Origin of the sequence: Lentilactobacillus farraginis DSM 18382 = JCM 14108, assembly GCF_000583655.1 — a bacterium.
GTDB classification, from domain to species: Bacteria; Bacillota; Bacilli; order Lactobacillales; family Lactobacillaceae; genus Lentilactobacillus; species Lentilactobacillus farraginis.
Map to the genome: position 1 here is coordinate 1 of NZ_BAKI01000016.1, position 20,220 is coordinate 20,220.

A 20,220-nucleotide genomic window follows, 5' to 3' on the forward strand; every position below is an offset into this window, starting at 1 on the left:
AGAAAAAGGAACCCATCCAAAGGTTCCTTTTTCTTGTTCTGGTTTGTAAATATAACTTCATAATACTCAAGGTCATCGTATCTATTAAGTAGTCCCGAAAAGCAGCTAACTACTTGGTCAGCTGATAATAGGTCAGAAAAAAGATTCCAACCGCATACCAAAGCAGGATTATGACCACTAACATTAACGTCTTTGCCAAGGTATTCTGGATGGTCAAGTCCGCATACCGGTTATCAATCCACTTACTGGAAACCAGCAGACCAATCATCGCTAATGCAAAAGGTAATATAAACACCGTCAACTTACCGCCATAACTGTCAGCGACACCAAAAGCATTAATATGATCAGGGACCTCTTTAGGCAATTGCGGATACAAAACAATCGCCAATATAAATGATAAAACCGTCACGCCCCAGTTGAACATGGCAAACTTGTTAAAAATCTTTGAGATGATAATTGAGTAACTCACCAAGCTCACTTCCCAGATAGATAATGCGATTAATCAATTTAAATTCTAATCAATATAGTAGCACGAATTATTAATTAAACAAGGACGAATTATTATGTAAGTTAAAATCAATCAAGGGGTTAGGCCACCTAAAAATTGTTTAAACTGAACCCTAACTGCTGCCGGTTGATCGATCATCAAATTATGGCCGGCTTGATTCAATAAAAGAACCCTTGCCAATGGGGTGTGACTTACCAACTCACTTTGCTCTTGATAGCCAACTACATGATCATTTTTGCCAACCAACATTTCTAATGGAAAAGACAATTGAATTTCTCTGAGTTTGGAATCGCAACTTAGCTGGTAATTGGTTGCTTCAAGTTGCGCAATAAATGACAGGTCTGCATTTTGTAAACCAGGGATAATCAGTCGTTGATAAGCTTGCCAGCTGGCCTGGTTAATGACCACATTCATGTCCAGAAAGTCATCCCAATATTCTTGATTGGCAGCTGGCGTTATCCTTTCTTGAACAATGTTAATATGTTTACCAACCTTTCTTTTTGTATGGTCGGCAGTTATTACTGGACATGTCAAAAACATGCCTAGAATTTGGTTGGAAAAGTGCGCCGCAATCGCCCGTGCCAAATAACCGCCAAACGAATGACCATAGATAATCAACTTTTCATTTCCGACTACCTCTCGAACCGCTATCATAATCGCTTCAAGAATTTGATCGCTAGTGGCACTTGTTAACGCGGCCGTCTCCCCCATTCCGGGCAAATCAAAATAAATCCGCCGGTAATCCAACCCTTTTAGGAAAGGTTCGAAAAAGCCAGCAGTCGAATGGTGATCCAATGCCAAACCGTGCAAAAAAACAATCGGCGTAACGGTTCCAACAGAAAAGTACGCTATCTTATTAGCTGTTTGATGAATTTGATTCATTTTAATCATTCCTAACTTCGGAAATTTCAGACTCACCAACCGGAATCAGACGCTTTAAATATGCTGCTCCCCATTTATTCATCGCCAAGATAATCGGCACCAACGATCGCCCAGCTGACGTCAACCGATAACTCGTTTTAACCGGAACGTAGCTGGTATCAGTCTGCTTAATAATAATCCGGTCAGTTTCCAATTGCAAAAGTTGCAACGATAGCATTCGTCGCGTACACCCCGGCAATGTCCGCAATAATTCGGTATATCGAAAGTCATGTTTCATTAACCGGCAAAGAATAATCGATTTCCATTTGCCGTCTAAAATTTTTAATGTAGTATCAAGCGGGCAAAGTTCACCATGCCGGCGGCTCATTTCAGACGCTTTCATTTTCTAATCAATCCTTCCTTTCCAAAAATAGCTTAGCGACTTTTGTGCCTATTCTATCACATATTTTTGACTGGGAATAAGTATCAAAAAATTCCCTTATTGGCATTTCCACTCGCTGGTTTTATCTTTTAATTCAGAGAGGTAATTAAATTGGAATTAACAAATCAAATAACTTTTAAAGATGTTTTAATGGTAACCGGTTTATTCTTAATCGTTTTTATTATGGGAGCTGACTCGTTTATTATTTCCCCTTTGCTTCCCGCAATTGGACAAGATTATCACGTCAATTTAAGTTCCGCTGCACTGGCTGTTACAATTTATGCAGTGTGTTACGCTATCGGTTCTCCATTTTTTGGACCGCTTGGCGATCAGTTTAATAAAAAACGAATTTTGACAACTGGGATAGGGATCTTTCTAATTGGCAGTCTTCTTTGTGCAGTTGCGACAACACTTAGCCAATTTTACATTTTTCGGGCAATTGCCGGAATCGGTGCTGCATTAACCATGCCAAATATCTGGGCAACCATTGGTGATCATTTTCACGGCCACTTATTAAATACCGTCATGGGCATTACAATGTCGGCGCTTTCTTTATCAATTGCCATAGGCGTCCCGTTAGGAACCGGATTAGCGCAACTTTCAAATTGGCATATGGCCTTCTGGGGATCAGCAGGACTAACTTTAATTGCTTACTTGATTCTCTTAGTCGTGATCCCGAATATGACACCATTTCTCAATCAACAGACGAACTACCTTGATGCTTTTCGAACGTTATTAACGACCCATCACGCAACCTGGGCACTCAGCATTAACCTGGTCTGGATGTTTGGTTTTTATACCCTTTATACATTCTTAGGAACTTATATTGAACAAACCTTTCACGATAACACCGCCCAAACTGGCTTAGTCTTTATCACTTACGGTATTAGCAACTTTATTGCCAGCTTTTTTGGTGGAATTGTCACAACTAAATTAGGCGCAATGCGTAGTGTCATCATCAATGGTCTGCTATCAATAATCTTTATTTTCGGGATGACCTTTACGGCAAACAAAATTTTTCTTTTAATCACGTTCCTGATTCTGCTCGCCTTAGCACAAGGATTAGGCGTCACTGCGTTAACAACCTATATTGTCAATATTGTCCCTAAAAATCGCTCAACTATCATGTCCTTTAACAGTTCCTTTCTATACCTCGGATTAACATTGGGGTCATTAATTGGCGGAATTGTTTATCCTCAATGGGCATTTAAGGGTGTGGGCTTGTGTGCAATTATCGGTTTACTCCTTGCCGTCCTGATTACGAAATGGCTTAGTTTTCGAAATCCTCATTTCTAAAATCGGTTTCAAAGTGAAACGTCACAAATGATATAATATGAACTAATTCAAAAGATTTAATCATAAACAATTCGGAGGTATTCCAATGTCAAAAAAGTTTCATCGGGCATTTAGCGTTTACGGTATCATCAGCTATCACAATCGCCTAGTTGTTATTAAGAAAAATGGCGGTCCGTACATTAATCGATATGATTTACCTGGCGGGAGCTTAGAAGATGGTGAACCGCTTCAAAACGCAATTGTTCGCGAAATAAAAGAGGAAACCGGACTGGTTCCCATCCAACTTGAACAGTTAGGCGTTACCAGTTTTCGGTTTCCATGGCAATACAAGCATTGGAACTACAATCAACACATCTGTGTCTTTTACGAGATCACCAATCTTAACGGCAAAATGGCCAGCCAAGTGACGCAATTTATCGGCCAAGATTCACTAGGCGCCCTTGAAATTCCTTTAGCCAATCTAAACATTAATAACGCTTCGCCGTTAGTCTTGAAAGCCAAGGATTTTTTGGAACATGATAAAATTTTTGATAGTGGCGATTGGACCTATGATGAATGGGATATATTGGATCGGCCGGTATTTGGGAAGAAAAGTTAACGAATAAAAAAGAAATCAGGGTAACTTAATGTGTCAAAGCAAACTAAAGATGAACAATTGTTAAACGAATTCCTCGAAAATGTAAAAGAAATTTCGGTGACCGATCTATTAAATCATGCACTGTATGAGAAAGATCCAGCTAAAAAAGCTGTTTTTAAAGCTTTGTACGATTACGTTATTGATGAGAGGCAAACTAAAATTATTAACCAACAAAAAGGATGTATTATCTAACGTCTCATTCTTTTTAATTGATTCTTAAAAATCAAAAATTCTCTGGTAATGGTGGCTGAACGACTTCCGGAATATAATCGATCAATAAGCAGGCACCCCCTTTACTTTATCTCTAAAATTGCTTCTTTCAAAAAACAAGATAACCCAGTACCAAGAACGGCAAGAAGTGAGTAATTACTCAGATTATTGGTTGGACTTTGACTTAATAAGACTCTTTAGTGAGAAGGCTATTAACGATAATACTTTGTTGGCTTTAATGTTGTCGTCCTCTTGTCGTCCTCTTGTCGTCCTCTTGTCGCCTTATTGTCGTTATACTGTCGTGGTACGCCTATATGAGATATGCTATATTTTGGGTAGTTAAAAACGAGGAGGTGAAAAGCGGTAAGATTTTCTTAATACCGCTTGTGCATAATGACTAAGACAAAAATTGCTAGTTTAAGAAAGCAACGTGGTTGGACACAGGAAAAACTGGCTGAAGAAAGCCAAGTTAACACTCGCACAGTTCAAAGATTAGAATCTGGAGAAGATGTAAGCTTAGAGACTTTAAGGCTGATTGTTAACGCTCTTGATGTCCAAATTGCTGATTTATTTGAATCTTTAGATGATTCGGATAAATCTAGAGAGATTATCAACCTTGATTCCAAAAAAGTTAAGCAAACACAACAATGGCTTGCTCTTCGATCTTTCTACCGTTTAGGGATGTATACTGCTTTTATTATTTTAATGTTTGCTCTCGCATCCGCAGTATCTTTACTTAATGATGACTCATGGATAGAACTGATGGGAATTATCTGTTGGATAATCTTATGGCCGCTTGGAGTTAGTGTTATCAAAATAATTCAGGTATCGTGGATAGAACCGTATTTAAGTCGTAAGTATCCAATGGCAGAAGATCCAAAATTGGCTTAGCTTATAAGAGGCAAAATTCAAATAACCCGGAAATTCAACAAAAGAGTCATTCGTGGGTATGGATACTTGGCATCGTTTTATTAGTGATTTGCATTGGCTGGGTTCTTGTCTCCCTGCCTTTGCTCAAGATCATTTTTTAAATAAATATTCCGGTTTTTTATCTGGCCAAAAATCTCCATCACGCTCAAATTTTTAGGATTAAGTGTGATCGTCTTAAAACAATAAAAGCGCCTTAACTACCAAAGATTGTCGGTAAATAAGGCACTTTTATTATTTCCAGCTTTAAATGGTCTATCAGTAATTCATTAAAAATTACTACCAGAGCGATCAATCATTTGATCAACTGTCAATTCAACGGTTTTTCTCTTCCTGATTAATAAATAAAATGAAATTGCCAACAAAATAACAATAGTATAAACCATACAATTCAACGTGAAAGAAATCAGGTATACCTGCCGTAAAACTGGCACCTTTAACAAGTAAGCCACTCAATAAATCAGCTGCGCTGTGTAAAATTACCGAAAACCAAAATACGCCGGTATATAAGTATATCGATGCTAAAAATACCCCCACAACGATTGCCATAATAACTTGAAAAATGGTTGACTGAATTGCTTGGCCATTCGAAACGTTTGTCGAATGAGCTACCCCAAACAGAATTGACGATATCACAACAGAAATTAAAATGGGGTTTTTAGAAATCTGACGATAGTGTTTGACTAACTGCCAAAGAATTGCATAACGAAATAGCCATTCTTCAATAAAGGATCCTGTAATAGTCGCGATGATAACAGTTACTGGAACACTTTGTATTTTAAAGGACCAATCATTAAGGAAACGTATCCAACTGTCCGCCCTTGAGAACGCGCTAGTTCCAATTGCAATCATCCAAAAAGACAGAGCCCCTATCAACACCACAATTCTAGCATTGGCATTTAAACGGAACTTTAAGAGTTCGGGAATTTTAAATCCCCACCAGCTCATTACCCATCCGATTATTAAAATAAATCCTACGTTACTAATAATTTCAATTATGGTATTTGAAAGAAGTTTAACAGACAGCAGGCCCAATTGAATCGATGCCACGTCAAAAGCGATATTGAATAGAATCAGCAGTAATATCCGTTGACCTAGCGATTGTGCTCTTTGAACGTGAACAAATGTCAAAGGAAACAATGCAGCTATAAAAAGAATAATTACCGGATAACCCAGCAATTCACTCGATAATTGGAATCTAACCATCGGAAACAAGCATAGCAAATTGATTGCCGCAAGAAATGCACTTGGAAGCAAAAGCAACTCAATCGCATTTCCCACTCCATTTACGAAATGATGCTGCTTAGTTTTTTTAGCCAACAGTTCTAAAAAAACGCCCAATAAACTTGCTATTAAAAAAATAATGAACAGAACTTTGTTATCTATTCGAACAACAAGGTTATCCGATGGAGACGGTTTCGTCCAAATACCAATTCCTAAAACGACTGATGCCAACAAGCACTGAAATATAAACGTTAATGAAAGTTTCCAATTTTCGTTACTTGCCAAAATGACCACTCCCCCCAGAGGTGCCAATGCCTAACTATGCTGCTATTAAATTTAAAATTTGGTAAAAATGCTCTTTTGTTATGCAGATAGCGTAGTTCAGATGGGGATTGTCGTCAATGATTATCTCTATTTAATTTTTCACTGATGGCGCACAGCTTCAGTAATTATTCAAACAAAAGCGCCACTCTATTGATTGGTTTTCTTAATTTGCTACCAAATCAATTGTCTTCAGATGATTAATTACTACAATAGATAAAGCGCTTGAAATGGCAACAGTAAACCACAAAAATGATCCATTTCAAACCAAATCAACAATTACCAAACAATATCGCTAATAACATTTATAAAATTAAAACACCTGATACATCCCTTGCAAAATCCTCCGTCATTTCTAACGAAGAAAGCCACAATTCGTATCAGGTGTTTTTGCTTTAATCATTTAAATAGCTGCGGGCTGTCTGTTTGTATATATCAATAAACCGCTCAAAATTCTCAAGCTCGACAAACTCATCCACTTGATGAGCAGTCATATTGCCAGGCCCAAACACTGCCACGGTAATCTCCGGGTTGGCTTTAACAAATTCGGAAGCATCTGTACCACCCGGATAGCCGCCCAACGGTAATGTCTGTTGAAGTTCCTGTTCACCAAATTGTTTAAGTAGTTGAATGAAACGATCATTCGGATCACTTTCAACCGGCGTTTTATTGCCAAGTAATTTGAGAGATAGATCTGCCGTTGATTCCTGATTGTTTTTAGCAACGATTCGTTTCAAATGCGCAACAATATCATCGTTGGGTTCTTCCGGAATAGTCCGAATCTTAGCAAAAACAGAAGCTGAAGCGGGAACAGAATTCAACTGATCACCACCATCAATTTTGGTAACCACCGGAATGGTTTTACCCAGAATTGGATTTTTTTCGTGCAGTGTTCGGAAATATTTGACCTCATTGTTATAAGTTTTGATCAATGGCGCAATCGCGTTAATTCCCAGTTGAGGCGACGAACTATGTGCCGTTTTTCCTTTTGAAAGCGTTTCATAGGTGATGGATCCTTTATGAGCAAAACTTAATAAGTATTGTTCGGTACTATTATTATCGTTTACCAGTTGTTTAATTTGGGATTTTGAAAATTTAAACGGATTCAATGGTACGTCCTGTGTCAACCAATCCAACGGCTCACCGCTGGGTTCAGCAATAATTGCGGCCGAAACATCGTCCAAATACCCGTGACTGGCAAAATACTGGGCTCCCTGCATATGATTAACTGTGCTGGATTCCTCGCCTACCGTTGCCAACAGGCGAATGGTTCCATGAATCGGCTTACCAGATTCTTTTAACTCGACCATCGCAATAATCTCGGCCGCCAGTCCGGCCTTCATATCACTGGTTCCCCGGCCATACATCCGATCACCGACAATTTCAGCGCCCAAAGGGTTATGGAGCCACTTATTTCGATTACCGATATCCACAACGTCCTGGTGGCCCTCAAAAACAATTACCGGGGTGGGGTGATCACCAATCTCGGCAACCAAGTTAAAGCGCCCCGGCTCAACTTCAATTGTTTTCCCGTGAATCCCATATTCAGCCAAATATCGGGAGAGATACTTGGCCGTTGCTTCCTCACGACCGCCAACAGTATTAATTTTAACCAAATCACTTAATAATTTAACCCGATCTTTTCGATCCATCACACTCACAACTCCTGTTAAAATCAGTTTGCTTTTTGTTTACAACTGCTTAATCTCTTTATATTATTATAAGGCAATCTTAACTAAAGCGCTTGATTTTATGGAATTTTCAAGCAAATTTACGCAATCCCAAGACCGTTAATAACTAAATTAAAATTTCTAATGCGCCCGGTTTTAAGATCATTTATACTAAAAGTATAGCTAGGGGAGCAATTTGCTGAGACCTTTTGGAAACCCTTTGAACCTGTGAGTCAATACTCGCGTAGGGAAGCTTTAAATAATAAGGAAATGCTGATTCTCTCCAAGCAATTAATCATTCTTGGAGGTTTGTTATGTTGAAGACAAATGAAACGGAAATTTTTGATGGGTATGCTACTGAATATGATCAATGGTTTATGGCAAATAAGCAGGTCTTTTTAAGCGAATTAAAGCTGTTAAAGTCCGCATTAACTACAGCTTCGACAAAAAGCGCGCTTTCCATCGGCTGTGGGAGTGGCTTGTTTGAGGACGCGCTTCACCGCCAATACGCCCTACCATTGTTTGATGGCGTCGAACCATCTAAAGATATGGCACAAATAGCCAGAAAACGAGGATTACAAGTTTTGCTTGGGAAAGCGGAAACAGTCAGCTTACCAAATCAGGCTTATGATACCGTATATTTCAACGGCAGTTCCAGTTACATCAAAGATTTAACGGCTGCCTATCAAAATTGTTTAAAAGCCCTAAAACCAGGCGGCCACTTTATTTTAATTGATGTGCCAAAGAGAGTGCCTATGGGTTGCTGTATCTATTGGCAAAAACAATTGGTAGTTACCAATCAGCAGCGATAGCAGATGTTCTGCCCAAATGGCCCTACCCAATCGAGTTGGTTAATTCAGCTTACTGGCACACAACCTTGGAAAAAAAGCATATTTTAGAACAGAATCTCGGGCTAACTCACCTTTCATTCCAACAGACTCTGGTTAAAAACCCATTATATACAAACGAAACTGTTGAGGAACCGTTAACCGGATTTGAAAAAGGCGGCTACGTGGCAATTATTGCTGAAAAGCCGCGTAGTTAACAGCAACAAAACGGGAGCGAGATAAAATTACTTTTGTCTCGCTCCCGTTTCTTTAATCACGATTATTATCGAGTGGAAACATGCGCCAAAGGGCAACTTCCTGTCACTCCCAATGTTTCTAACGTTCCTGTTTGACGTGCTGCCAATGCTCTTTTACAAATTTTTCACGACCACCCGCTTCTTCCATTTGGAATCGAAGTGGGTTTTTTCGATAGAATTGCTGATGTTCTTCTTCAGCTGGATAAAATGGCTTGGCGTCTTCGATCTGGGTTACGATCGGTTTGTCAAACATGCCGGTTTCGGCTAATTTCTTTTTTGAAGCCTCAGCAATCTTTCGCTGCGCATCATTTTTAACAAAAATTACCGGTCGATAATTATCGCCCCGATCTTGGAATTGGCCCATAGCATCGGTTGGATCTGTCTGCTGCCAATAAATTTGAACCAACTGTTCATAGCTGATAACTTCAGGGTCAAACGTAATCTTAACGGCTTCCGTATGCCCCGTAGTATGGCTGCTGACCTGTTCATAGGTTGGGTTGGCAACGTGGCCGCCGGTATAACCGGAAACAACCTTCTTGATTCCCGGCATTGTATCAAACGGCTTAACCATGCACCAAAAACAACCACCCGCAAAAATTGCTGTATCTTCCATAACTGACACCTCTCGTATTTAAATTTAGTTAATCATAAATCGGCTTACTCAAAAAGTTGCTTGTACTTACCGTACCCCGCCGCTGTCAACTCGTCAACCGGAATAAATTTTAGCGCGGCAGAATTAATGCAGTAACGCTGACCACCGGCATCTTTGGGGCCATCACTAAAGACATGGCCTAAATGTGACTTGGCATTTTTACTTCGAACCTCTTCTCGAATCATACCATGTGACAAATCCAAATCTTTTTGCAGACTGTCAGTGTCAATTGGTTTTGTAAATGACGGCCAACCACAGCCGGCGTCATATTTATCCGTTGAAGAAAAAAGCGGCTCGCCGCTAACCACATCGACATAAATGCCCGCTTGGTAAAAATTATCATACTGACCGCTAAAAGGCGCTTCAGTGGCAGCCTGTTGGGTAACTGCGTATTGTTCTGGGGTTAATCGCTTTTTTAAATCTTCTTTGTTAGCCATATCTTTCCTCCGTTAGGCGTAATAAATTGTACACAATCGTTTTTCTTTATTATAAGCCGGCTAACAGAGTGTGTAAAGCAAACCAATACTGCCCAAAATAAAAAGGAAATGGAAGCCCATTTAGAACCCCAATTCCCTTTATTTGACATCATATTTTTAAAAATTAACTCAATGCATCTGTCAATGGTGGAACAACTTGCTTCTTTCGGGAAACAACCCCTGGCAATGGCATGGTGTCATCACTAGCAAATTTAGCATTGAAGGCTTTTTCAACAGCATCAAGAGAAGAGCCGACAGCAATTAACTTGGAATCGCTGTTCAAAACATTCGTTACCAACACAAGGAATAAATCATATCCCTTATCGGCAGCTTCTGCAGACATTGCCTTTTTAATATCATCTTGGCGCTTATCAATATCGTCAAAGTCAACCACGTTGATTTGATCGATTCGAACGCTCTTGTTGCCCATCGTAAAGGATTTTGCATCTGAATCAATTAATTCCTGGTCACTCTTAGCCGCAACGTTTGTACCAGCCTTCAGCATTTCAATCCCATATTTTTCGTAATCGATATCGGCAATTTCTGCCAAAGTCTTAACCGCAATCTTATCATCATCTGTTGTGGTCGGTGACTTCAAAAGCAAGGTATCTGAAATGATTGCTGAAAGCATTAAACCAGCCAGTTGGGCAGGAATTTCAACTTTGTTTTCATCAAACATTTTTACCAAAATCGTGCTGCAGCAGCCAAGTGGTTCTGCCCGGTAATATAATGGTAACTCAGTTTGAAAGTTTGAAATCCGGTGATGATCAACAACGTGGGTTACTTTTACGTCTTTAATATCACTGACACTTTGCTGGAATTCATTATGGTCGACCAGCATTACCGCATCAACCTCATTAGCAGCGGTTTTAATAACCCGAGGTGTCGGTTCATCAAAGTAATTCAAAACAAAGTTGGTTTCAGCATTGGGCTGACCCAAGGCAACTGCTTCGGTATCATATCCTAATTTATTTTGAAGATATGAATAGGCCTTTGCAGCAACAATTGCATCTGTATCAGGATTTTGGTGACCAAAAACTAATTCTTTACTCATTTACAAAATCTCCTTTATTCATTTAATCAGTCTGCTAATCGGGATAAATAATCTCTTGAATTTAAAAACTCGTCAAATTTGGACAGGAAACGACCAATTCGCGGAATTTCATTCTTATTTTTTCGATAAACAAACTTCAAATCAAATTTAACTTTAGGATCGAATTCAGAAACGAAAATGTCTTCACTCGTTAAATCCTTTAAATTAATATTGACCATATAGGATTTTGGCAAAGCCGTATTAGTACCCGTATTGATCGCAAATTTTAAGATTTGTTCAGGCATCGTGTACCGGGCAGCCGCTGTCGGGAAATCAACCATCTGATTCTTGAAAGTTTCCCGCAGCGTTTGATTCAAATAATAATCTTGCGGATACATAACCCACGGTCGATCGTTAACATCCTTAAGCTGAACCCGCTTTTTCTTTGAAAGGTCCGGATTATGGTGAATTAACAGTAAATCATCCGAAATGATTTTCTTGGAACTGTATGGTTTCCAGTTTTTAATCGACTCATCGGGAAGATACATAATCGCCAGGTCAATCTTGTTATTTTCCAAGCTTTCCCAAATTTCTTTTCGGGTCAGCATGTGGAAGTTAACAACCAGATCAGGGTTCTCATGATAAAGTTCCAACGCGAAGTCTTCAAAAACCTTCGTTTCAATTGAAGCTAGGATACCAAGATTAATTTCACCGGTGGTTGAACTGGTTGCCTGTTGAATTTCATCTGTCGCATCATTTAACAAATCATAAATTTGATGCGTTGTTCGCAACATAATGAAACCGGCATCGGTCAACCGTAATTTTTTACCTACTGAATAAAACAACGATGTGCCAACGGTCCGCTCCAGTTTTTTGATCTGCTGAGTTAAAGCAGGCTGCGTAATTCCTAAGATTTGAGCTGCCTGCGTATAATTCATTGTATCAGCCAACTGAAGAAAATACGATAACGTTTTTGATGAAAAAATACTTTCCTGAGTGGTTTTCATTCAGTCTCTCCTTAATGAAGCCAGAATTAACAACTTAATCCCTACTTCTATATGATAGCTAAATTAGGCCAAAGACGAAGTAAATTACCGCTTTCAAAGTGAAAATAAGCATCGTCTTGTTTATAAGATAACTTATAATTAACCATTACTATTGATTATAATTCTAAATGAAATCACAATCAATTAAGAGATCATAAAATTTTAACTAATCGTCAATTCAACCGGCTTTTGGCGAAGCTTAACAGGTGTCCCTTCGCTATCAACATCAATCACAAACGAACCATTTGAATAACGACCGCCCAGTGAAAATTCATTTGGCAGGATATCATGGACCCGCTGATGATCGGTTAACACCTCAAGCGGCTGGGTATCATTACCGATAACCGTAAAATCAACTACCCGGTGGGAATGCTGCTTTAATTCACGCAGAATCATAACACCCTTTCGCGCCCTTGAAGTTGCCGAAATTTCCTTAACCGCCAACTTCTTAAAAGCCCCTCGTTGGGTAATAATTGCCACAACATCATCTTCATTAACCAGCTGCATATTGACAATCACGTCGCCATCACCGAGATTTTGTGACTTAACTCCCGTTGTTCGCGCGCCGTTAACCGGTACTTCACTAATATTATACCTTAATGCCAGCCCAAGTTTTGAAATTAATAATAATTTACCATCAACTTCTGAATTTGCCAAATAATCAATTGCCACAACCCTTGTATTCGGATTCTTCAGTTTTTCGTACATATAGGCGTGCTTTCGGTAACCACGCCCCGGCGCCAAATCAGTTAATTTGGTCCGCTTAATATGCCCGTCATCCGTTGCAATCAAGAAGACACCCGGATTCTTTAATGAACTAAAGGCAAACGTGCCAATAATTTCCTCATCTGAATCCAAGCCGATTGTTTGGGAAATATGCTCACCGGTTTCTTTCCACCTGACGTCGGTAATCTCAAAGACCGGCCGATAAATCAAGTTGCCTTTACTGGTAAACATAAAGAGATGATCACGCGCGTTCAGCTGCTTCATAAAGATTGGATAATCTTCATCCTTCAGGCCGTTCTCATCACCGGAAGCCTTAAATGACCGAATACTACTGCGTTTAATATACCCATCATGGCTAACCATTACCACAACTTCTTCATCGGGAATAATAACGTCTGTACTGATTTTAATGGTTGCAACTTTCGCCTGAATTTCTGTTCGGCGGGGATTGCGGTATTTTTTAGCAATTGCTCTTAATTCGCGAGCCAACACCCGGTTAAGTTCTTTTGGATCGGCCAGAATTTTTTTAAAGCCGGCAATTTGATCAGACAATTCTTGCGATTCTTTTTCCAGCTGCGTTACATCCGTATTGGTTAACCGATACAGCTGCAAAGCAACAATCGCATCGGCCTGCTTTTCTGAAAACTGATAGGTCTTAACCAGATTATCCCTGGCATCCTTTCGGTTTTTGCTGGCTCGAATGGTTTTAATCACTTTATCCAAAATCGATAAGGCTTTAATCAAGCCTTCAACGATATGCTGACGATCCAGTGCTTTTTGCAGATCATACTGGGTTCGTTTCTTAATAACTTCTTGCTGAAATTCCAAGTAGGAACTCAGAATTCGTTTTAAAGACAGGCGCTTTGGCCGCATATGGTCAATTGCAACCATGTTGAAGTTATACGATACTTGAAGGTCGGTATTTTTAAACAGGTAGTTTAAAATTCCCGTTGAGTCAACGTCCCGTTTTAATTCAATGACAATACTCATCCCTTCGCGGTCACTTTGATCACGAACTTCCGAGATGCCATCAACTTTTTTGGCCAGGCGAAGTTCATCAATTCTTTTAACCAACTGGGCCTTATTGACTTCGTAAGGAATTTCAGAAACAACAATTTGGGACTTGTTCCCTTTTAATTGTTCGATTGTTGTCCGGGAACGGACAATGACTTTTCCCCGACCGGTTTCATAAGCTTTTTTAATACCATCAATTCCCTGGACGATTGCCCCGGTTGGAAAATCAGGTCCCTTTACGAACTGCATTAAATCATCCAAAGTCGCTTTGGGATGTTTTTGCAGATAAAGGACCGCGTCAATGACTTCTCCCAGATTATGAGGCGGAATGTCTGTCGCATAACCAGCGGAGATTCCAGTAGAGCCGTTTACCAGCAGGTTTGGAAACCGGGATGGCAGCACCGTGGTTCATATTCAGTATCATCAAAATTTAAGACCCAATCAACCGTATCTTTATCGATATCCCGAAGCATTTCAGTCGAAATTTTACTGAGACGGGCTTCCGTGTATCGCATGGCAGCCGGCGGATCACCGTCCATTGAACCATTATTGCCGTGCATTTCAATTAACGGCTCCCGGACTTTCCAATCCTGGCTCATCCGAACCAGAGCTTCATAAATCGAACTGTCGCCATGGGGATGAAAATTTCCCATGACATTTCCAACGGACTTGGCTGACTTTCGAAAGGCTTTATCATACGTATTGCCATCCTTGTTCATTGCATAAAGGATTCGCCGTTGAACAGGTTTCAAACCATCCCGAATATCAGGCAGGGCCCGCTCCTGAATAATTGAACGGGAATAGCGGCTAAATCGTTCTCCCATTACATCTTCAAGAGATAAATTTTCAATTTTGCTCAATTTTAAATCTCCCTATCCTTTTATTTCGCGGTATTATCGAGAATACTGCCTTCTTCCTCCAGATTGAATTTAACGTTCTGTTCAATCCATTTTCGCCGAGGCTCAACCTTATCCCCCATCAAAGTGGTTACCCGGCGCTCAGCAAGGCGGCATCATCAATGCTGACCCTAATCAGCGTTCGGGTTTTAGGATCCATGGTTGTCTCCCACAGTTGGTCGGCATTCATTTCACCTAATCCTTTAAACCGCTGCAAACTGTAGCCCTTTCCAAACGATTTGGAAACCGAATCCAACTCTTCGTTTGTCCAGGCGTACTGAATTTTGGCTTTTTTACCGGTTCCACGCTGCAGCTTGTAAAGTGGCGGCAATGCGATAAACACGCGACCATCATCAATCATCGGCCGCATATACTTATAAAAGAACGTTAATAATAAGATCTGAATGTGCGCTCCGTCATCATCCGCATCCGTCATGATGATAATTTTGTCATAATTGGCATCTTTAATATTAAAGTCAGCGCCGACACCGGCACCGATTGTATAAATCATCGTGTTGATTTCTTCGTTCTTCATAATTTCCGGCAATTTGGCCCGTTCGGTATTTAAAACTTTTCCTCGCAACGGTAAAATTGCCTGATAACGACGATCCCGACCTTGCTTGGCTGATCCGCCGGCCGAATCCCCTTCGACTAAAAAGAGTTCATTTCGACTGTAATCCTTCGACTGGGCCGGTGTTAATTTGCCTGAAAGCAGACGCTCCTGTTTCTTATGGCGCTTACCGTTTCGGGATTCATCCCTGGCCCGGCGAGCCGCCTGCCGAGCTTGGCGCGCTCTTAATGCCTTATGTACCAGCATTTGCGCAAATTCACCATTTTCCATTAAATAGTAGCCAAGCTTCTCACTAACAACGCTGTCAACAATCGATCGGGCTTCGGGCGTCCCCAACTTCTCCTTGGTCTGACCCTCAAATTGCAGGATTTCTTCCGGAATTCGTAAGGATAAGACAACTGACAGACCTTCACGAACATCACTGCCTTCCAGGTTCTTATCCTTATCTTTTAACAAACCAACTTTGCGGGCATAATCGTTAAACGCCTTTGTCCAGGCATTTCTTAAGCCCGCCTCATGGGTACCACCATCCTTGGTTCGGACATTGTTGACAAATGACATCATCGTTTCTGAATAGCCGTCGTTATACTGGGCAGCGACTTCAACTTCAACACCATCTTTGGTCCCATCAAAAAACATTACGTCGCCAAGCGTATGCTTGTCCTCATTCAAGTACTGAACAAATTCCTTGATTCCTTCTTCGTAGTGGAAAGTTTCTTCCTGTTCCTGTCCGGGGCGCTCATCTTTTAACGTAATCTTGGTGCCCTTTAACAAAAATGCCGATTCTCGAAGACGTTCTGACAACGTCGAGAAATTATAGACCGTGCTGGTAAAAATACTTGGGTCCGGTTTAAAGCTAACCGTTGTTCCGGTGTGCGCTTTTGTCTTTCCTAATTTCCGCAGCGTTCCGACCGGATGGCCGCCGTCCTTAAAGTCCTCTTCATACTTGTAGCCATCTCGAACAATGGTCACTTTCAACCAAGTTGACAAAGCATTCACAACACTGGCGCCCACACCATGAAGCCCGCCAGAAGTTTTATAACCGCCCTGGCCAAACTTACCACCGGCGTGCAGCTGGGTTAAAATCACTTCCGGCGTCGGCTTGCCGGAAACGTGCATGCCGACCGGCATTCCCCGGCCGTGATCAACAACCGTAATACTGTTGTCCTCGTGAATTGTCACGTTGATCATGTCACCATATCCGGCTAAAACTTCATCGACACCGTTATCGACAATTTCATATACTAGATGATGCAGGCCTCGATAATCTGTTGACCCGATGTACATACCGGGGCGTTTTCTGACTGCCTCGAGTCCTTCAAGAATTTGAATCGAGGAATCATCGTATTTTTGTTTCTGTTTTACCATTTTTCATGACTCCTTCTTAAACAATCTACTTCATCATAACCTAAATTAACATCTTTGGAAAACAAATTTTATTGGCGCTTCGCCATTATCATGCTAATATTAGAAGTGCTATTATATTAACAAAACATGATTGTAGTGGGGTTTAAACATGGATTCTAATATTGAAAAGATTGTCCTGATGTTCATTATTGCTTATTTGCTTGGTTCAATTCCCAGTGGCGTCTGGATCGGAAAGGCCTTTTTTCATATCGATATTCGTCGACACGGATCCGGTAATATCGGCACAACCAATACATACCGGGTTTTGGGCCCGATTGCCGGTTCGGTTGTCATGGCGATGGATATCTCAAAAGGTGCCGTTGCGACATTACTGCCGATGTTCTTTCACGTTGCCACAATTAATCCGCTTTTATTCGGCCTGGCCGCGATTCTGGGGCACACCTTTTCCGTCTTTGATAAGTTCAAAGGGGGAAAGGCCGTCGCTACCAGTGCCGGGATGCTGCTGGCCTATAAACCGTCATTCTTTTTCCTGGCGGCTGGCATTTGGATACTCATCATTCTACTAACAAGTATGGTGAGCCTAGCCAGTATCATTACGTTCCCTTGCATCACGATTGCTACCTTTTTTATTCACGACACTTACTTATTCATCCTAGCAGCAGTTTTGACCGTCTTCATTATTTATCGTCACTGGGCTAATATTAAGCGGATTCTTCACGGAAACGAGCGTATGGTGCCATTTGGCCTTGGTAATCTGCTGCGAACCCGTCATGAGTAAGCCGGCTTACTCATACAAAGCAAATCTGATTCTATCATAACCGTCGTCAACAAGACAACGTTAAGATACGAAATCTTAATACTTTTAGAAAAATCAGCCCAATTAAAAGCGAGCGATTCAATAAGAATTGCCCGCTTTTAATGTGTCCAAAAATTCTATTTTCCAAGTTAAAAGAAACTAATTTGATAACCGGCGTCAAAACGCTGCTTGCCGGTTAAGCGATTAACGGCAAATTTATCTGCCAATTGACCGGTTGCGTTAACAGTGTCCGCCAGTCCCCACCACGGCTCAATGCAGATGAACGGTGCTTGTTTGGGGGATGGTGACCAAATTCCAACGTAAGGGGCCTTGCTTAACGACAACGCGACGCCATGATCATCGTGTGAATTGGCCAACATAACCGTGGTTTCCTGGTCCTTTAGATCCAGTACCAGTGCATCATCTTTAAAAAGCTCATGCTGCAGCTGCAGTGGTTTGGTAAAATCTAATTCCTGAGGATCTTCGGGATCACTATACGGTGGCTTTAACGGAATCCGACGATAGACTTTTTTTGGTGCCACTCGAATAAAGTAGTCCGTAAAATCACCAACACCGGCGAAAGGCACGTTAAAACCAGGATGAGCGCCCAACGAAAACAGTAATTCGTTATCATCTGGATTAGTAACTGTAAAATGAACCGCCAATTCATGTTCTTTGAGTTCAAAGTTCACTTTTAGTTCAAAGTTAAAGGGATACTTTGCCAGTGTTTGCGCGTTTTGTGTCAGTACCAGGGTCACTGCCGTCTGACTTTGATTTGTCACCTGAAATTGGTTGTCCCGGGCAAACCCGTGCTGTGTCATGTGATAGTCTTTTCCCTGATAAACGTACTGATTATCTTTGAGTCGACCGACAATTGGAAAGAGAATCGGCGCGTGACGTTTCCAATAGGCCGGGTCGGCCTGCCAAATGTATTCGGCACCATCTTCAGACTTTACACTGGTTAATTCGGCACCAAATTCATTTACCTGAACAGTTAAATACTGATTTTTTAAGGTTATCATTTAATCCTCCAACAATGTTTTTAAAGAATATATCTGGATAAGTCCTTATTTCCTGCCAGTTTGCCAACCTTATCGTCAACATACTTTTCCGTAATGGTAATATCACCCATCTGCATATCAGGGCCCTCATACAAGATATCTTCCAGTAATTTTTCCAAAATGGTGTGTAGTCGCCGAGCCCCGATGTTATCAGTGTTGTGGTTAACCTCCGTGGCAATTTCGGCAATGCGGTTGATTGCCTCAATCGTAAACGTTACCTTGATATTATCAGTTCCAATCAATGCAATATACTGTTTGGTCAACGAGTTGGTTGGTTCGGTTAGAATTTTGACAAAATCATCCTTGCTTAAATCATTTAACTCAACCCGAATCGGAAATCGTCCCTGTAGTTCGGGAATTAAATCGGAAGGCTTGCTTTCAGCAAACGCACCGGAACCGATAAAAAGCATGTGGTCGGTGTTGACGGGACCATACTTGGTGTTGACCTGCGAACCTTCGACGATCGGCAGAATGTCACGTTGAACCCCTTCTCGGGAAACTTCACCGGAATTCTGAGCTTTTCCGGGCGCAATCTTATCAATTTCATCAATAAAGATAATTCCCGTATTTTCAGCCCGGACAATCGCATTGTGATATAAATCAGCTTTGTTAACTAATTCTTCCGATGCCTGGCGGATTAAAATCTCGCGAGCTTCACTAACCGGTACCGTTCGCTTAATCTTCTTTTTCGGCATTAAGCCTGAAAGGGCATCGTTTAAATCAATCCCCATTTGATTCATCATTGAGTTTTGACCGGCAGCTTGTTGAGATGGATCATCCATTTCAATTTCTACCTGTTCGTTTTCAAGCAATCCGGCCCGAAGTTTATCGGATACCGACATCCGTTTTTCACGGACGTCTTCGGTTACTTCTTCTTGATCAGCATCATTATTTTCAGTAGGCATCTGGCCGTTCTGTAATTGACTAAACATGCTCATTAAGTTCTGCATGTCATTTTGCCGATTCTTTTTCTTTTGCGCCGGTACCAAAAGCTTTACCAGCTGATTGTTGGCCTGCTTTTCTGCATCGGCCCGCACTTTTTTATACGCGTCATTTTGTTCCAGCAAAACTGCATTTTCAACCAGATCCCGAACCATGGATTCGACATCGCCGCCTACGTAACCAACCTCGGTAAATTTGGTCGCTTCAACCTTTACAAAGGGGGCGTTAACAATTTTGGCCAACCGTCGGGCGATTTCAGTTTTCCCGACCCCCGTCGGTCCAATCATCAACAGGTTCTTAGGCGAAATTTCATCCTGCATCGCTTTTGACAGCTGCATCCGCCGATAACGATTTCGTAAGGCGACCGCAACCGCTTTTTTAGCTTCGGTTTGACCAACAATGTATTGGTCAAGAATTTCAACTATTTCTTTGGGACTTTTCGTGGACTCTGTCAATTGA

At 41.0% G+C, this 20,220-nt stretch carries 18 protein-coding genes, 2 pseudogenes and 1 riboswitch; of the genes and pseudogenes, 7 read left to right on the forward strand and 13 right to left on the reverse strand.

The features are described from left to right. Positions 1-109: 109 nt before the first annotated feature. From JCM14108_RS06995 to JCM14108_RS07005, 3 genes are all read right to left on the reverse strand, one after another. Positions 110-469 carry a DUF1648 domain-containing protein gene (locus JCM14108_RS06995; protein ID WP_035179621.1) on the reverse strand — a complete coding sequence of 120 codons (360 nt, stop codon included), beginning with the start codon at positions 467-469 and terminating at the stop codon, positions 110-112. A gap of 111 nt (positions 470-580) precedes the next feature. After that, the gene (locus tag JCM14108_RS07000) at positions 581-1,390 is read right to left on the reverse strand and encodes an alpha/beta fold hydrolase (protein ID WP_035179623.1); all 810 of its coding nucleotides are present in this window, start codon (positions 1,388-1,390) and stop codon (positions 581-583) included. A gap of 1 nt (position 1,391) precedes the next feature. Further along, positions 1,392-1,772 (reverse strand): winged helix-turn-helix transcriptional regulator, encoded by a 381-nt coding sequence (locus JCM14108_RS07005; protein ID WP_035179625.1) that lies wholly within the window; start codon positions 1,770-1,772, stop codon positions 1,392-1,394. Positions 1,773-1,922: 150 nt separating this feature from the next. On the opposite strand from JCM14108_RS07005, the gene JCM14108_RS07010 reads away from it, so the two are divergent. The 4 genes from JCM14108_RS07010 (at position 1,923) to JCM14108_RS07025 (ending at position 4,845) form a co-directional block, all read left to right on the forward strand. Then, the gene (locus JCM14108_RS07010) at positions 1,923-3,107 is read left to right on the forward strand and encodes an MFS transporter (RefSeq protein ID WP_235807107.1); all 1,185 of its coding nucleotides are present in this window, start codon (positions 1,923-1,925) and stop codon (positions 3,105-3,107) included. A gap of 85 nt (positions 3,108-3,192) precedes the next feature. Continuing rightward, positions 3,193-3,705 (forward strand): NUDIX hydrolase, encoded by a 513-nt coding sequence (locus JCM14108_RS07015; protein ID WP_035179626.1) that lies wholly within the window; start codon positions 3,193-3,195, stop codon positions 3,703-3,705. 30 nt (positions 3,706-3,735) lie between these two features. Then, positions 3,736-3,936, forward strand: coding sequence for a hypothetical protein (locus JCM14108_RS07020; protein WP_035179627.1), 201 nt, complete (start codon positions 3,736-3,738; stop codon positions 3,934-3,936). Between the two features lie 411 nt (positions 3,937-4,347). Then, positions 4,348-4,845 carry a helix-turn-helix domain-containing protein gene (locus tag JCM14108_RS07025; RefSeq protein WP_152536916.1) on the forward strand — a complete coding sequence of 166 codons (498 nt, stop codon included), beginning with the start codon at positions 4,348-4,350 and terminating at the stop codon, positions 4,843-4,845. A gap of 351 nt (positions 4,846-5,196) precedes the next feature. Here JCM14108_RS07025 and JCM14108_RS07030 read toward each other — a convergent pair whose 3' ends face one another. Then, positions 5,197-6,390 (reverse strand): CPBP family intramembrane glutamic endopeptidase, encoded by a 1,194-nt coding sequence (locus tag JCM14108_RS07030; RefSeq protein WP_035179630.1) that lies wholly within the window; start codon positions 6,388-6,390, stop codon positions 5,197-5,199. Positions 6,391-6,821: 431 nt separating this feature from the next. Further along, positions 6,822-8,078 (reverse strand): M20/M25/M40 family metallo-hydrolase, encoded by a 1,257-nt coding sequence (locus tag JCM14108_RS07035; protein ID WP_035179633.1) that lies wholly within the window; start codon positions 8,076-8,078, stop codon positions 6,822-6,824. A gap of 193 nt (positions 8,079-8,271) precedes the next feature. Next, positions 8,272-8,364: riboswitch (TPP riboswitch) on the forward strand. A 46-nt stretch (positions 8,365-8,410) separates the two neighbouring features. On the opposite strand from JCM14108_RS07035, the gene JCM14108_RS07040 reads away from it, so the two are divergent. Further along, positions 8,411-8,908 carry a class I SAM-dependent DNA methyltransferase gene (locus JCM14108_RS07040; protein ID WP_237745747.1) on the forward strand — a complete coding sequence of 166 codons (498 nt, stop codon included), beginning with the start codon at positions 8,411-8,413 and terminating at the stop codon, positions 8,906-8,908. Then, positions 8,869-9,141, forward strand: a complete 273-nt coding sequence (locus JCM14108_RS15240; protein ID WP_237745748.1) for a hypothetical protein — start codon at positions 8,869-8,871, stop codon at positions 9,139-9,141. The genes JCM14108_RS07040 and JCM14108_RS15240 overlap by 40 nt, the downstream gene beginning before the upstream one ends. 118 nt (positions 9,142-9,259) lie before the next feature. On the opposite strand, the gene msrA is transcribed toward JCM14108_RS15240, so the two are convergent. The 6 genes and pseudogenes from msrA to parE all read right to left on the reverse strand — a co-directional run bounded on the left by msrA (position 9,260) and on the right by parE (position 16,962). Further along, on the reverse strand, positions 9,260-9,793 hold the full coding sequence (msrA, locus tag JCM14108_RS07045) for a peptide-methionine (S)-S-oxide reductase MsrA (RefSeq protein WP_035179635.1): 534 nt from the start codon (positions 9,791-9,793) through the stop codon (positions 9,260-9,262). 44 nt (positions 9,794-9,837) lie between these two features. Continuing rightward, complete coding sequence (gene msrB / locus JCM14108_RS07050) at positions 9,838-10,269, reverse strand: peptide-methionine (R)-S-oxide reductase MsrB (RefSeq protein WP_035179638.1); 432 nt, start codon at positions 10,267-10,269, stop codon at positions 9,838-9,840. A 163-nt stretch (positions 10,270-10,432) separates the two neighbouring features. Continuing rightward, on the reverse strand, positions 10,433-11,362 hold the full coding sequence (locus JCM14108_RS07055; RefSeq protein WP_035179639.1) for a manganese-dependent inorganic pyrophosphatase: 930 nt from the start codon (positions 11,360-11,362) through the stop codon (positions 10,433-10,435). Positions 11,363-11,388: 26 nt separating this feature from the next. Further along, entirely contained in the window at positions 11,389-12,348 is a 960-nt protein-coding gene (locus JCM14108_RS07060) for a LysR family transcriptional regulator (protein WP_035179642.1), read from the reverse strand. 201 nt (positions 12,349-12,549) lie between these two features. Further along, positions 12,550-14,987 (reverse strand): annotated as a pseudogene (parC, locus tag JCM14108_RS07065) (DNA topoisomerase IV subunit A). 20 nt (positions 14,988-15,007) lie between these two features. Beyond that, positions 15,008-16,962 (reverse strand): annotated as a pseudogene (gene parE / locus JCM14108_RS07070) (DNA topoisomerase IV subunit B). 148 nt (positions 16,963-17,110) lie between these two features. Between parE and plsY the strand changes: the two are divergent. Next, on the forward strand, positions 17,111-17,740 hold the full coding sequence (gene plsY / locus JCM14108_RS07075) for a glycerol-3-phosphate 1-O-acyltransferase PlsY (protein ID WP_035179645.1): 630 nt from the start codon (positions 17,111-17,113) through the stop codon (positions 17,738-17,740). A 167-nt stretch (positions 17,741-17,907) separates the two neighbouring features. Here plsY and JCM14108_RS07080 read toward each other — a convergent pair whose 3' ends face one another. Both JCM14108_RS07080 and hslU read right to left on the reverse strand, forming a co-directional pair. After that, complete coding sequence (locus JCM14108_RS07080) at positions 17,908-18,780, reverse strand: aldose 1-epimerase family protein (RefSeq protein ID WP_035179650.1); 873 nt, start codon at positions 18,778-18,780, stop codon at positions 17,908-17,910. Positions 18,781-18,800: 20 nt separating this feature from the next. Continuing rightward, entirely contained in the window at positions 18,801-20,216 is a 1,416-nt protein-coding gene (gene hslU / locus JCM14108_RS07085) for an ATP-dependent protease ATPase subunit HslU (protein WP_035179653.1), read from the reverse strand. Between the last annotated feature and the right edge of the window lie 4 nt (positions 20,217-20,220).